General features: G+C 69.8%; 13 protein-coding genes. 8 read left to right on the forward strand and 5 right to left on the reverse strand.

Features of this window, described 5'->3' with window-relative positions; translation table 11 throughout:
- Nucleotides 1-56 precede the first annotated feature (56 nt).
- Genes ybeY through era form a run of 4 tightly spaced genes read left to right on the forward strand, consistent with a single transcriptional unit; the run spans nucleotide 57 to nucleotide 3,349 of the window.
- Nucleotides 57-611: an rRNA maturation RNase YbeY gene (gene ybeY, locus NRB56_RS10825; protein WP_319942822.1), complete on the forward strand. Its 555-nt coding sequence runs from the start codon at nucleotides 57-59 to the stop codon at nucleotides 609-611.
- On the forward strand, nucleotides 608-1,984 hold the full coding sequence (locus tag NRB56_RS10830; RefSeq protein ID WP_319942823.1) for a hemolysin family protein: 1,377 nt from the start codon (nucleotides 608-610) through the stop codon (nucleotides 1,982-1,984). Before ybeY ends, NRB56_RS10830 begins: the two co-directional genes overlap by 4 nt.
- Complete coding sequence (locus NRB56_RS10835) at nucleotides 1,977-2,393, forward strand: cytidine deaminase (RefSeq protein ID WP_153340939.1); 417 nt, start codon at nucleotides 1,977-1,979, stop codon at nucleotides 2,391-2,393. Before NRB56_RS10830 ends, NRB56_RS10835 begins: the two co-directional genes overlap by 8 nt.
- Entirely contained in the window at nucleotides 2,393-3,349 is a 957-nt protein-coding gene (era, locus tag NRB56_RS10840; protein ID WP_319942824.1) for a GTPase Era, read from the forward strand. Before NRB56_RS10835 ends, era begins: the two co-directional genes overlap by 1 nt.
- A gap of 4 nt (nucleotides 3,350-3,353) precedes the next feature.
- Here era and NRB56_RS10845 read toward each other — a convergent pair whose 3' ends face one another.
- A complete protein-coding gene (locus tag NRB56_RS10845; protein WP_153340941.1) occupies nucleotides 3,354-4,772 on the reverse strand; it encodes an amidase in 1,419 nt (472 codons plus the stop codon).
- Between the two features lie 155 nt (nucleotides 4,773-4,927).
- Between NRB56_RS10845 and NRB56_RS10850 the strand changes: the two genes are divergently transcribed.
- Both NRB56_RS10850 and recO read left to right on the forward strand, forming a co-directional pair.
- Nucleotides 4,928-5,350 carry a hypothetical protein gene (locus tag NRB56_RS10850; protein ID WP_153340943.1) on the forward strand — a complete coding sequence of 141 codons (423 nt, stop codon included), beginning with the start codon at nucleotides 4,928-4,930 and terminating at the stop codon, nucleotides 5,348-5,350.
- A 365-nt stretch (nucleotides 5,351-5,715) separates the two neighbouring features.
- Nucleotides 5,716-6,489, forward strand: coding sequence for a DNA repair protein RecO (gene recO, locus NRB56_RS10855; RefSeq protein WP_319942825.1), 774 nt, complete (start codon nucleotides 5,716-5,718; stop codon nucleotides 6,487-6,489).
- A 327-nt stretch (nucleotides 6,490-6,816) separates the two neighbouring features.
- Here the strand turns inward: recO and NRB56_RS10860 are convergent, their stop codons facing one another.
- The 3 genes from NRB56_RS10860 to NRB56_RS10870 form a co-directional block, all read right to left on the reverse strand.
- Nucleotides 6,817-7,518 (reverse strand): 2OG-Fe dioxygenase family protein, encoded by a 702-nt coding sequence (locus NRB56_RS10860; RefSeq protein WP_227837558.1) that lies wholly within the window; start codon nucleotides 7,516-7,518, stop codon nucleotides 6,817-6,819.
- Nucleotides 7,519-7,721: 203 nt separating this feature from the next.
- On the reverse strand, nucleotides 7,722-8,792 hold the full coding sequence (locus NRB56_RS10865; protein WP_153340948.1) for a polyprenyl synthetase family protein: 1,071 nt from the start codon (nucleotides 8,790-8,792) through the stop codon (nucleotides 7,722-7,724).
- Complete coding sequence (locus tag NRB56_RS10870) at nucleotides 8,789-10,951, reverse strand: terpene synthase family protein (protein WP_153340950.1); 2,163 nt, start codon at nucleotides 10,949-10,951, stop codon at nucleotides 8,789-8,791. The genes NRB56_RS10865 and NRB56_RS10870 overlap by 4 nt, the downstream gene beginning before the upstream one ends.
- A gap of 356 nt (nucleotides 10,952-11,307) precedes the next feature.
- Here NRB56_RS10870 and NRB56_RS10875 point away from each other — a divergent pair, with 356 nt between their 5' ends.
- Both NRB56_RS10875 and NRB56_RS10880 read left to right on the forward strand, forming a co-directional pair.
- The gene (locus tag NRB56_RS10875; protein WP_153340952.1) at nucleotides 11,308-12,123 is read left to right on the forward strand and encodes an isoprenyl transferase; all 816 of its coding nucleotides are present in this window, start codon (nucleotides 11,308-11,310) and stop codon (nucleotides 12,121-12,123) included.
- Between the two features lie 13 nt (nucleotides 12,124-12,136).
- Nucleotides 12,137-12,553, forward strand: a complete 417-nt coding sequence (locus NRB56_RS10880) for a hypothetical protein (protein ID WP_153340954.1) — start codon at nucleotides 12,137-12,139, stop codon at nucleotides 12,551-12,553.
- A 1-nt stretch (nucleotide 12,554) separates the two neighbouring features.
- On the opposite strand, the gene NRB56_RS10885 is transcribed toward NRB56_RS10880, so the two are convergent.
- Nucleotides 12,555-13,181, reverse strand: a complete 627-nt coding sequence (locus NRB56_RS10885) for a TetR/AcrR family transcriptional regulator (RefSeq protein WP_153340956.1) — start codon at nucleotides 13,179-13,181, stop codon at nucleotides 12,555-12,557.
- Nucleotides 13,182-13,199: the final 18 nt, after the last annotated feature.

Raw genomic sequence — 13,199 nt, forward strand, 5'->3', positions numbered from 1 at the left:
CGCCGGTGTGCCGGACGCTGCTCGGCGCGTTGCCGACGGTGGCCTAAGCTGACCCGGTGAGCATCGAGATCGCCAACGAGTCGGGTATCGAGGTATCCGAGGAAGAGTTGGTCAGTGTCGCGCGTTTCGTGATCGGGCGAATGGATGTGCACCCGGCCGCGGAGCTGTCGATGGTGCTGGTCGATCTCGACACCATGTCGGATCTGCACGTGCGGTGGATGGATCTGCCGGGGCCGACCGATGTCATGTCGTTCCCGATGGACGAATTGGAGCCCGGGGGCCGGCCGGACAGCGCGGAGCCCGGGCCGTCGATGCTCGGCGACATCGTGCTGTGCCCGGAGTTCGCGGGCGAACAGGCCACGCGCGCCGGACATTCGCTGGATCAGGAACTGGCGCTGCTCACCGTGCACGGTGTGCTCCACCTCCTCGGCTACGACCACGCCGAGCCGGAGGAGGAGAAGGCCATGTTCGGGTTGCAGAATCGGCTGCTGGCCGAATGGTACGAGAGCCTGCGCGAGGCGCAGCGCCGTGCCGAACTGGCGGAACGGGATCGGCGACTGCTCGGGAAGACCGGATTCACCACCGATGGTGATCCGCTGGATCCCGCGTGAATCCGTTCGTCCTGCTCCTGCTGACGATTCTGCTCGTGCCGGTGGGCGGGGTGTTCGCGGCCATCGACGCGGCGCTCGCCACCACCTCACCGGCCCGGGTGGAGGATCTGGTGCGCGCGGATCGCACCGGTGCCCGGCGGCTGGCCCGCATCGTGGTGGACCGGCCCCGCTATGTGAATCTCATGGTGCTGCTGCGGCTGGTGTGTGAGATCAGCGCCACCGTGCTGCTCGCGGCGGCGCTGGATCATGTGCTCAGTTCGGGCTGGGCGCTGCTGCTGACCGCCGCGGTGATGGTGGTGGTCGACTACGTGGTCATCGGCGTCGGGCCGCGCACCCTGGGCCGGCAGCACGCGTATTCGATCTCGCTGGCGGCCGCGCTGCCGTTGCAGGTGATCGGCTCGCTGCTGGGTCCGGTGAGCCGGTTGCTGATCCTGATCGGCAACGCGATCACCCCCGGCAAGGGATTTCGCAACGGGCCCTTCGCCTCCGAGGTCGAACTGCGCGAGGTGGTCGACATGGCGCAGGCCAGCGGGGTGGTGGATTCCGAGGAACGCCGGATGATCCAATCGGTGTTCGAACTCGGCGAGACCCCGGCCCGCGCGGTGATGGTGCCGCGTACCGAGATGGTGTGGATCGAGGCGGACAAGACCACGGCACAGGCGATGTCGCTGGCCGTGCGGTCCGGCCATTCGCGAATCCCGGTGATCGGCGAGAACATCGACGACATTCTCGGCGTCGTCTACCTGAAAGATCTTGTGCAGCACATGGATCGGGGTAAGAAGGTGCGGGTGCGCGAGGTGATGCGGGCGCCGGTGTTCGTCCCCGACTCCAAACCGCTGGACGAGTTGCTCGACGAGATGCAGCGCCGCCGCAACCACATGGCGCTGCTGGTGGACGAATACGGCGGAATCGCCGGACTGGTCACCATCGAGGATGTGCTGGAGGAGATCGTCGGCGAGATCGCCGACGAATACGACACCCACGAGATCCCGGACGTGGAAGATCTGGGTGGCGGGAAATATCGGGTGTCGGCGCGGCTCTCGGTCGAGGACCTGGGCGAGTTGTTCGGCATGGAGATCGACGAGGAGGATGTCGACACGGTCGGCGGTCTGCTCGCCCACGCACTCGGGCGGGTGCCGCTGCCGGGGTCGAAGGCGGTGGTCCACGGCGTGCAATTGCGCGGTGAGGGCGGCGCGGATGCTCGTGGCCGCGTCCGGGTGCACACCGTGGTGGTGCGGTTGCCACCCGAGAAGACGGAGAAGCCGGCGCGGGCCGATCGGGAAACCGGCCCGGCGGGAGCCGAGCGCAGCACGGATGATCGGCAGGGGAACGGATCCGGCGCGCAGCCGGGAGAGGGAGTTGGCGATGACTGAACCGAAGTCCACCGGGCTCGACGCCGAGGACAGCAAACTGCTGGTGCTGGCGCGTGGCGCGATGGCCCGCGCCGGGCACGGCAGCGGCGCCGCCGTGCGCGACAGCGACGGCCGCACCTACGCCGCGGGCCCGGTGCGCCTGCAGACCCTGTCGCTGACCGCGCTGCAGGCCGCGGTCGCGGCCGCATTGTCCAGCGGCGCAGAGGGTTTCGAGGCGGCACTGGTCGTCGGCGGCCAGCTGCGCGACGAGGGGATGGCCGCGGTGCGCGAGGTGTCGCCGACGGCGCGGATCGTGCTCGCCGACCGCACCGGCGCCGTGTACGACATCGTCGAGCCGGTGGCGCCGAATCTCACCGGCGCGCACGTCCCGGAGGGTTTCGACCTGGACACCGAATCCGAGGTCGGCTAGTGGCGGATGAATTCCGTTCCGGCTTCGTCTGTTTCGTCGGCCGGCCGAACACCGGCAAATCGACGCTGACCAATGCCATGGTGGGACAGAAGATCGCGATCACCTCCTCGCGGCCGCAGACCACCCGGCACACCATCCGCGGCATCGTGCACCGCGACCACGCGCAGCTGATCCTGGTCGACACCCCGGGCCTGCACCGGCCGCGCACACTGCTCGGCCAGCGGCTCAACGATCTGGTGCGCGACACCTACTCCGAGGTCGACGTGATCGCGCTGTGCATCCCGGCCGACGAGAAGATCGGCCCCGGCGACCGCTGGATCGTGCAGCAGATCAACCAGATGGCCCCGAAGACCACGCTGCTCGGCGTCGTCACCAAGATCGACAAGGTGAGCCGGGACGGCGTGGCCGAGCAGCTCGTCGCGGTGTCGCAACTGCTCGGCCCCGACGCCGAGGTGGTACCGGTGTCGGCGGTGCGCGGCGAGCAGGTCGAGGTGCTCGTCGACGTCATCGCGTCGAAACTGCCGGAGGGACCGGCCTTCTACCCCGACGGCGAACTCACCGACGAGCCCGAGGAGACGCTCATGGCCGAGCTGATCCGCGAGGCCGCGCTGGAGGGTGTCCGCGACGAACTGCCGCATTCGCTGGCCGTGGTGATCGAGGAGATCATCCCGCGCGAAACCGACGAGGACGCGGCGGAATCGCCGAAGTCCGGGGCGCGGACGGAATCGCCGAAATCCGGTGCGCTGCTGGACGTGCACGCGATCCTGTACGTGGAGCGGCCCAGCCAGAAGGCGATCGTCATCGGCCGCGGCGGATCCCGGCTCAAGGAGGTCGGCACCGCCGCCCGCGAGCAGATCGAGCATCTGCTCGGTACCCGCATCTACCTGCACCTGCACGTGAAGGTGGCCAAGGACTGGCAGCGGGACCCGAAACAGCTGGGCAAGCTGGGATTCTGAGGCGTCAGGCGGCCTGCTCCCACCACGGCAGCGGCCACAGCCGATCCCAATGCTGTTCCGATTCCAGCTGGGCCGCAACGGAGATGAGCAGCGCGTCGGAATTCGCCGGGCCCATAAGCTGCGCGCCGAGCGGCAGCCCGGTGCCGGTGAATCCGGCCGGCACATTGATGCTGGGCCAGCCCAGCACATTCCACGGCCAGGTGAAGGGGCAGGCGGCGGTGATGAGGGCGTCGGTGGCGAGGCTGCCGAGCCCGTCCATCGCCCGCACCGGTGGCGGCGGGGTGGCCGTGGTGGGCGCGAGCACCAGATCGTGATCGTCGAAGAAACGGCCGATTCGCCTGTGCAGCAACGGTTCCAGTGCCCGCGACAGCGCCAGCGCCGGTCCGGCGAGCAGCCGGCCGGTGGCGGCGTTGGCGCGAGTGCGCGGATCGACCTCGGCGCCAGGCAGTTTCGCGAGTTCCCGGCGCACCCCCACCATCGAGCGCGGCAGGAAGGCGGCGCCGACCAGCAGGCCGTAGTGCAGGTCGGTCACGGTCACCAGATGCCCCAGCCGGCGCAGCGCGGCCGCGGTCTCGCGGACCGCGAGCTCCACCTCCGGATCGAGCGCGGTGCGGGTGGCGGTGAACGGGATACGCAGGGACAGCGCGATTCTCAACCTTCCCGGATCCCGGCCCACCGACTCGGACGCGCTGATCGCGGGCGGGGTGTGCCGGTCGCCCGGATGCGGTCCGGCGACCGCGTCGAGCAGCAGTGCGGCGTCCGCGACGGTCCGAGCCAGCGGCCCGTTGACCGTCAGGCCGTAGAAGGATTCGGCCCGCGGCCAGGTCGAGATGCGCCCGCGCTGCGGTTTGAGCCCGATCAGATGGGTCCAGGCGGCCGGGATCCGAACCGATCCGGCGCCGTCGGAACCCAGTGCGGCGGGCAGCAATCCGGCCGCGACGGCAGCCGCCGCGCCGCCGGAGGAACCACCCGGGGTGTGCTCGGCATCCCACGGATTACGGGTGTAGCCGAACGCGGCGGCATCGGTGAACGGCCACTGGCCGATCTCGCAGGTATTGGTCTTCCCGACGACGACCGCACCCGCCACCCGCAACCGGCGTACCGCCTCGGCATCCTCCGTCGCGGCCGGGAAGTCGCCGCCGCAGCCGAAAGCCGTTGGCGCACCGGCGATATCGGTGTCGTCCTTGATCGCGATCGGCACGCCGAGCAGCGGTGCGCGATCGCCCGCGGCACGCCGCCGATCGGCCTCCGCCGCCTCTGCCAGCGCCGCCGTGCGGCGAATCACCCGGAAGGCGTTGAGCGTCGGCTGGGACGCCTCGATCCGATCCAGCGCGGCCGTCGTCGCGGCCACCGAGGTCACAGCGCCGGCGGCGATCGCGGCCGCCAGGTCGGCCAGTCCCGCCGGATGTTTCGCGGTCGTCATCGTGAACTCCTCCCTGCCGCACGAACCGTAGCGGTTGTCCCGGCCGATACCCATGGTCGGGAAACGCCCTGTGGCGCGTGCCGATCCGTAGCGTATCGATACCGTGTCCGAATTGTGGCTCGCAGCGACGGCCGGGTCACCTTACTATCCACGGCGTGAAGTGGATGTCGCGGATCTTCGGTGCGAAAGAGCTGCCACCGCAACTGCGTTCGGACCTGAATGCCGAGGGGATCGTGGTGTTCGCGCCGATCAGCGGCTCGCTGGCCCGCCGCAATTACCGCACGGCGCTGCACTATTCGTCGGCCAGCTGGACGAACATCGACGGCGGCACCATCGCCCTCAGCCGACGCCGCCTGGTGATCTGGGGCAACGGCGAGGCCCTGGTGGAGGTGCCACTCGGCCATCCGGCCCTCACCCTCGACCTGCGCGGCCCGGAACAGATGCTGGTGGAAGTCGACCTCGGCGCGGCGTGTCCCACCGGAACCGGCTGGATGACCCTGCTGCTCCGCACGCTGCACGGCCCCCGCATCGCCCAGGTCTACGGTGACGCCGGCCACCACCGCCCCGCCTTCCGCTGATCCGCCCGGGAATACGGCCCGGCGCCACCGGCACGGAGCCCCGTCGCTTCCACCCGGCCCGGCAATCGCCGTCCGCATCGGCCACGAGCGCAAAGAGGTTGTGGGGCAGCGGCGCGGGTGCGCCCGTTCACCGGTCCGCGCCGCTGCCCGGGTTCGTACACAGCCTCGGCATGGTCGCCGCCGTCCGGTCATGTGGGTCGTGGCCGGACCGGATGTGGTGTACAGGCCGAGGCGATCGCGTCATCGGAGAACAAGGTTCGGGCGGTCGGCTCGGCACGACCGTATTGCCGCTCGGGCAGGCCCGGGTGTGCCGGCTCACCGCGATCGCGGCACCGGCCTGCGGAACGGCGTGCGAGGATGGCGGGGTGCGTGTTTATCGGGACCAGGCGATCGTGCTGCGCCAGCACAAGCTGGGTGAGGCCGATCGCATCGTCACGCTCTTGACCAGGCAGCACGGTCTGGTGCGCGCGGTGGCGAAGGGGGTGCGGCGCACCCGCTCGAAGTTCGGGGCGCGCCTGGAGCCGTTCGCCTACGTCGACGTGCAGCTGTATCCCGGCCGCAGCCTGGACACCGTGACCCAGGTTCACACCGTGGAGGCGTTCGCCTCCGACATCGTCGCGGATTACGGCCGCTACACCACCGCCTGCGCGGTGCTGGAGACCGCCGAGCGCCTGGCCGGTGAGGAGCGCGCTCCCGCGCCCCGCCTGCACACCCTGACCGCCGGCGCCCTGCGCGCCATCGCCACCGCCCAGCGCCCGCACGAACTGATCCTCGACGCATTCCTGTTGCGCGCCATGGGTTTCGCCGGGTGGGCCCCGGCCCTGGACGAGTGCGCCCGCTGCGCCACCCCCGGCCCGCACCGCGCCTTCCACGTCGCGGCCGGCGGCGCGGTCTGCGTGCACTGCCGCCCGCCCGGCTCGGCCACCCCCGCCCCCGGCGTCCTGGACCTGATGAGCGCCCTCTACCGCGGCGACTGGGCCGGGGTGGACGCCGTCCCGGGCGCGGTACATCGCCAAGCCAGCGGCCTCACCGCCGCCCACCTGCAATGGCACCTGGAACGCCAACTCCGCACCCTCCCCCTGATCGAACGCACCCGCCCCCACGAATCCGCCGAATCCGCCGACACCCGCGTCGGCTGATCGCGCCGGGCCGGCAGGTCCCGGACCAGTCCCCCCGAGCTGTCGCTGAGTGGCGGAGGTTCCCGACCTCCGAAGCGGGCTGGCCTGCCCGGTCTGGCGAAGGGCGAGAACCGATCTCGTGCTCAGATGCCGGCTGATCCGGCGTGCCTCATTCGTCATTCCGGGGAGTTCCCGGGACCGGATGTCTACCCGGATCGAACTCGGTTCCGAAGCCAGTGAATTGCCGATCCATCTGCGACGATTCCGGACGTATGCGCCGGGTCCGCCACTGGCCGGCAGGCGTTCCATCGTGTGCTCGGGTAGGTAGCCGAGTGCTGGGCAGGTTGATCAGATCGGCGCCAATGTGGTCACCAGGACGTCGCGGTAAGCCGGTCGGCTGCGATCTGCTGGGCGCACCGGGGACACATCGTGCAGCGTGCACCGATCGTCGCCTAGCAGCAATGTTCCCGGCTCCTCCAAGGTCGCGGTCAGCACACGCTGCCCGTCGAGATCGAACACCGTGGTTTCGCCTCCGGTCGCGTTGCGGCGAGCGATCAGCAGCGACGAGACCAGTGTGACGCCGTCGCGGTGGCGGCCCTCCGGTGCGGGCGACCCCTCTGCGTCTGCCGTGCCGACTACCCGAAACAGATGCGCCCTGCCGATCCACTCGGGTGGATCATCCAGTGCCACCGCACATTCGACGAGCAACCGCAGCACGGCAGCGAACATTGGATCTGCCACAAAGGTATCGGTCAACGGCTCGAATACGCGGTCCACATCGATGTAGAGCGGGTTACTGTCCTGCGGCTGCGCGAACGGGCGCGGCGCCAGCAACCGGAAACTTCCTGTCCCGGGGGTCACGCGGAAGTGGCCGTACCGGCGCAGCCTCCGCATGCCGTGGTCATGCGCGTAGTCATCGACGGCCAGGTTGTCCCAATGCGCACCGAACCGCTCCCACCTTGCCTCACCGACACCGAGGAGCGAACTGGTCTCGCAGGCAGGCATGAGGTAAGTGCCGCTGCCGGTCAATGCCTCCCGCACCACTGACATCCTCGTCGTCATGCCCTGGCTGCTACCCGGATTACTTCCAACAAAACATCCTCTACCCCCTGCGCATCAACTGCTTGCGACGATCTCCGCGTCGAGGATGCACCGACGGCCGGTCACCCCGAGCAAGGCGTCGCACAGGTCCGGGAGCGGAGCTGGGTTCCGGGGTTACCGCAGGGGGCGCGCGCGGCGGGGTGGGTGTGGGTTCAGTGGTCGCGGTGTACCACCGCGTCCGCGAGGTGGAGCAGGTCGGCGGCGGCCGGTCGGTCCAGGAGGGGGGCGATCGCCGAGTGCAGGTAGCGCTGGGATTGCGTTGCCGCCCATTGTTTTCCACCGGCCTGGACGATCAGTTCGGTGGCGCGGGCGACCTCAGCGGGGGCGAGGGGGTGGTTCTCGCGGTACAGGCTCTCGAGTTCGTGCCCGGCGGGGGTGCCGGAGGTCAGGGTCGCGACCACGGGCAGGGAGCGTTTGCGCCGGATCAGGTCGTTGCCCACCGGTTTTCCGGTGCGGGCCGGATCGCCCCAGATACCGAGCAGGTCGTCCACCAGCTGGAAGGCGATGCCCAGTTCGCGGCCGAAACGGTTCATCGTCTCGACGGCCGCCGGCGCCGCGCCCGCGGCGAGCGCGCCCAGGACGCAGGCGCAGCCGAGCAGGGAGCTGGTTTTCTGCTGGACGGTGGCCAGGCAGTCGTCGAGGGTGATGTGCTGCCGGGTCTCGAAGGCGCAGTCCCGCTGCTGGCCCAGGCACAGTTCGATGACGCTGTCGGTCAGCCGGACCACCGAGTGCGGGGACGGGATCGGGGCCTCCGCGAGGGTGCGGACGGCGAGGCCGTGCATGGCGTCACCGACCAGGATCGCGTTGTCGACACCCCAGACCCGCCACACCGTGGGCCGGCCCCGGCGCAGCGCGTCACGGTCCATGACGTCGTCGTGGATGAGGGTGAAGTTGTGCACCAGTTCGATCGCGGTGGCGGCGTGCACGGCGCTCTCGGTGGAACCGCCGGCGGCCGTCGTGGCGGCGAATACCAGCGCCGGTCGCATGCCCTTACCGGATCCGGTCGCGGTCTCGGCGCCGTGCTCGTCCCACAGCCCGAGGTGATAACCGGACATGAGCCGCAATTCGCCGGGCAGCGAGTCGATCGCGGTGCGCAGCAAGGGTTTCGTCAGGAATTGGGCCCGGTTGAGGATGAGCCTGGCCTGCGCGGAGGATCCGCGCCGGGCCCCCGGGCCGGGTGGGACGGATGCGCCGAAATCGGCATCGGCGGTCGCTGCGCTCATGCTTGCCTCCCGGTACTGGTGCGGCGACCGCCGAGCGTGCTGACGAACGGCCCGGTCGGTCCGGCGATGCGCGGCCGCGGCCGCTGCGGAGCTGAAGCGGTGTACCGGCCGGTGCCGGCATGCCAGGCGAGGTTGCCCGCCAGATACTGCCGCCACCGTCGCACCTGCGCGAGGACGGCCTCGCGGGTCGGCGTGGCGACCTGGTGGTCGGTGAAGAACACCGGCAGCCGGTCCCGTGCCGTCTGCTCGAACTGGCACAACCGCTCCTCGGCGAGGTCGACGACGATGTCGCGGGCGGCCTCGCGCGAGCAGCTCAGGAAGGACTGGGTGATATAGACGAGGTTCTGATGTTCGCCACCGTCGTGGATCTCCCGGCGGTACGAGTACAGGTCGTTGACCAGTCCGGCATGGTCGAGTGCCGAATTCTCCAGTTGCCGGAGCACACTCGTGTCGGCGAGGGCGTCGGCGGCGCGCGGGTGGCCGGGGGGCCGCCCGAGCGCGGTGACCAGGCGGCCGCCGAACGCGGCCCGGCGGCTCTCGAGATGGTCGACGGGGTCGGGGATGCGCCGCCGGGTCTCGTTGTCCAGCCACAGTTGCCACGCCTCGATCGACTCGAGGACCGCGGCCCGCACCTGCTGCCGGCCCGCCGGATCCGTCGTGGCGGAGGTGTCGCGCCACAGCTGGGCCAGCGCTCGTTCGGCCGGCGTGGCCGGCGCCTGCGCCGGCGGGTCGGCCAGGAAGTGCGGCAGCCGGCGCAACTGGTCGCGGCCGGCCGAGGGGAGCGCCCGATAGGCGTGCGACAGCAGGTCGCCGACGTGGAAACCCCATGCGCACCAACGGGACCGCAGTACGAGGCCGGATTCGTCGGCCTCGGGATACACGAGCGCGGCGAGCAGCGCGAAATCGGCCTCGGCCACCGACCGCGTCGTCCAGCCCGGCGCGGCCGGATCCAGCAGGCCCGTCTCGGCGACCCAGTCCGGCAGATCGGCCCGCGCCACGGCCAGATGGGGATTGGGCGTGGCGAGGCCAGGAGCGGACAGGCCCGCGACCGCCGGATCGCCGGGGGCCCGCCGGGGCGGGGTGTGCTGATTCAACTGGATGCGCAGCCCCGGGATCAGGCGCGCGGTCGCGGTACCCAGTCCGGTCGGCCCGGTGTCCAGCCCGCTGTTCATGTAGCGGCTGGAGCGCATGTGCCATTCGTGCCCGCCGGACTGCCAGTCCTGCAGGCCGAGGATGTAGCGGACCACCGCGGCCTGTTCGGCGGGGGCGGCCGCGCGGGACAGGAACAGTTGCGGCACTTCGATTTCCGCGGTGTCCTCGAACTGTTTCAGCCGGGTGGTCAGCAGGTCGTTGACCAGATTCGCGGCGGTCTGGGTGGGCAGGCCCAGGAAGGTCTCGAACACCAGCACGGCGTTGGCGTTCTCGCCCTCGATGCGCACCTCCCGCTCGTAGGAGAACAGGTCGTTGCGCAGGTGCACGGCGTCGGAGAAGGTGTCGCACAGCACGCGTAGCGGCCGTTCGGCGGCGAACCGGTCCGGTATCTCGGCCCCGGCGGCGTATTCGACGAGATTCGCCGACCACGGCGCGCCGCCGACCCGCCGGCGCATCTCGACGTATTCGAGGGGGTTGGCCACCCGGTCGCGGGCGATATTGTCCAGCTCCCAGAGTGATTCGACCATCAGATTGTGCGTGCTGAGTACCATGCGCCGCCGCCAGGCCGCCGACATGGCGGGGATGGTGCGTGCCCAGCAGTCGGCGAGTCCGGCCTCGGCGGGATTCGCCGGCTCGGGTACGGCTGTCCCCGGTTCGGACATGAACAATTCGAGCCGCTCGAGGTATCGGGTGGCGGCCGCGCGTTGCCGGCCGTTCTTGAATTTGGCGAGGAAATCGTCGTCGAAGAAGAAGACCCAGACGTACCACTCGGTGACCAGTGCCAGTGCCTCGGCGTCGCAATCGGGGTGCGTATAAGCGCAGAGCAGGGCGAAGTCCATCCGCTCCAGCCGCTCCACATCCCATACCAGGCCACCGGCCGGATCGGGTTCGTCGAGGATGCCGATGCGTTTCGCCCAGTCCAGAGAATGGCTGCGCGCGAATTCCAGATGCGGATTGAGCCGGGGTGGATGAGGCAGATAGAAATCGGGCAATGTGAAGGGCTTCACGCGTGGCCCTTTCTCGGTGTGAAAAGTGCTGTGAATGACGTGCGCTCTGCGATCCGGGTGAACTCGACGAGCCGGGAAAAAGGGAACTCGGAACTCTCACTGCGACAACGCGTTCAGCTTCGAAAGCCCATGGTAGCGGTCGCATTGCGGGCTGCCAAGGGAAACGAAGATATCGGACTGTCCGGTCTCATCGCAACGGGTGCGAACCGTGACCGGCCGCACCGGAAACGTCGGCGTTCACCATTTCGGATACCGGCGAAAGCCGCATTCCGGCGGAAAAGAAAATATGTGCGTCCCTCGATCCGGCGCGGTCCATCCACCCATCCGCCGGGATCGTCGCGGGCGCGTGGTGCAGGATGGTGGTCGTGATCGGTAATCGCACCCCGTACGCCCCCGCCGAGCCCACGCGCACCGTCCGCCCGCCGTCGCAGCACCCGTCGGGCGCGCGTCCGCCGGCCATCCCGCAGGAGTTCGTACCGCGGCACGTGGCGCTCGTGATGGACGGCAACGGGCGCTGGGCGCAGGAGCGGGGGCTGCCGCGCACCGCCGGGCACGAGCGCGGCGAGGCGGTGCTGATGGACACCGTCGAGGGCTGCATCGAGATCGGCGTCAAGTGGCTGTCGGCGTACGCGTTCTCGACCGAGAACTGGCGGCGCAGCCCCGACGAGGTCCGCTTCCTCATGGGCTTCAACCGGGACGTGATCCGCCGCCGCCGCGACGAGATGCACGAGATGGGTGTGCGGGTGCGCTGGGCCGGCCGCCGGCCGCGCTTGTGGCGCAGCGTGATCAAGGAGCTCGAGGTCGCCCAGGAGCTCACCAAGGACAACACGGTGATGACCCTCACCATGTGCGTCAACTACGGCGGCCGCGCCGAGATCGCCGACGCCGCCCGGGAGATCGCCCGCCGGGTCGCCGCCGGCGAACTGGATCCGGAGAAGATCACCGAGAACACGTTCGCCGAATACCTGGACGAGCCCGACATGCCGGATGTGGACCTGTTCCTGCGGCCCTCCGGCGAGCTGCGCAGCTCCAACTTCCTGATCTGGCAGTCCGCCTACGCCGAGTTCGTGTACCAGCACACGCTGTTCCCGGACTTCGATCGCCGCAACCTCTGGGCCGCGTGCCTGGAGTACGCCGAGCGCGACCGCCGCTTCGGCGGCGTGAAGAAGTGAGCGGTACCCGGCGATGAGCGAAACCGATTCCGCGGATCCCGCGGTCGAGGAACTCCAGGTCCGCGCGGCGGCGTGCCTGATGAGCTACGAGATCCAGGTTCGCGTCGAGGCGGGCGGCCTCGGTTTCGAATACGACGGCGCGTTGTGCTCGCTGCGCGCGGTGAGTCTGTCCCCCGGTCTGGAGGTGCTGACCCTCACCTGCGTCCTGGCCTGGGACCGGCCGCTGAAACCGCAGCTGCACAAGCGGGTCGCCGAACGCAACGCCGCCCTCCAGTTCGGCTCGATCACCGTCGTCGGCCACGACAAACTCGCCGACGTGATCCTGCGCTACACCTTCCCCGCCGCCGGGCTCGCCGACGAGGCGCTGGCGACCATGCTGCTGCTGGTGCTCTCCGGCGCGGGCCGGGCCCGGCACGGCCTGGTGCCCTGAGTCACCCGGTGCCTTCGGGCTGTTGCGCGGGGTGCCGGTAGTCCGGCAGCAGCAGCGCTATTCCCCGGGCGAAGGTGTCCGGATCGGTGTCGCCGATCAGCAGGTGCTGGAGGATGAAGCCGGGCAGGATGCCCAGGATCACCTTGGTGACCGCGTCGGTGTCGACGTCGGCGGGTAGCCAGCCCACGTCCCGCATCCGTTCCACATAGATGTGCCAGAGCCCGCGCATCGCCAGGAGCAGCCCGCGGACGCTGTCGCCGACCTCGGGATTGGTCAGCGCCAGTGCCCATGCCTGCGGTGCGAGCCGCACCGGGCCGTCCGCACCGCTGAACCGGACGACCGCCTCGGTCACCACCGTGACCACTTCGGCCGGCAGGGGCAGCGGATCGCGCGCGACGACCTCCGCCAGCGCGGCCCGCACGCTGGTCGTGGTCTCGCCGACGAGGGCGGCGATGATCTCGTTCTTGGATCTGAAGTACCGGTACACCGCACCGGCCGACAGACCCGCCTCGGCGAACACGTCCTGCATGGAAGTCTCGTGAAAGCCCTTGCGCGTGAAGCACACTCGCGCGGCATCGAGGATCTGCTGCCGTCGCCGTTCCAGATGCTCGTCGCTGACTCGGGGCATGTTCCCAAAATAAAACGA

This window comes from Nocardia aurantia (assembly GCF_009604425.1).
In the GTDB taxonomy this organism is placed as follows: Bacteria; Actinomycetota; Actinomycetes; order Mycobacteriales; family Mycobacteriaceae; genus Nocardia; species Nocardia aurantia.

Coding starts and splice junctions, on each gene's coding strand:
- NRB56_RS10835 (WP_153340939.1), top strand. CDS start 1,977: ATGACTGAACCGAAGTCCACCGGGCTCGACGCCGAGGACAGCAAACTG.
- NRB56_RS10845 (WP_153340941.1), bottom strand. CDS start 4,772: ATGACGACCGCGAAACATCCGGCGGGACTGGCCGACCTGGCGGCCGCG.
- NRB56_RS10860 (WP_227837558.1), bottom strand. CDS start 7,518: ATGTCAGTGGTGCGGGAGGCATTGACCGGCAGCGGCACTTACCTCATG.
- NRB56_RS10865 (WP_153340948.1), bottom strand. CDS start 8,792: ATGAGCGCAGCGACCGCCGATGCCGATTTCGGCGCATCCGTCCCACCC.
- NRB56_RS10875 (WP_153340952.1), top strand. CDS start 11,308: ATGGTGGTCGTGATCGGTAATCGCACCCCGTACGCCCCCGCCGAGCCC.
- NRB56_RS10880 (WP_153340954.1), top strand. CDS start 12,137: ATGAGCGAAACCGATTCCGCGGATCCCGCGGTCGAGGAACTCCAGGTC.
- NRB56_RS10885 (WP_153340956.1), bottom strand. CDS start 13,181: ATGCCCCGAGTCAGCGACGAGCATCTGGAACGGCGACGGCAGCAGATC.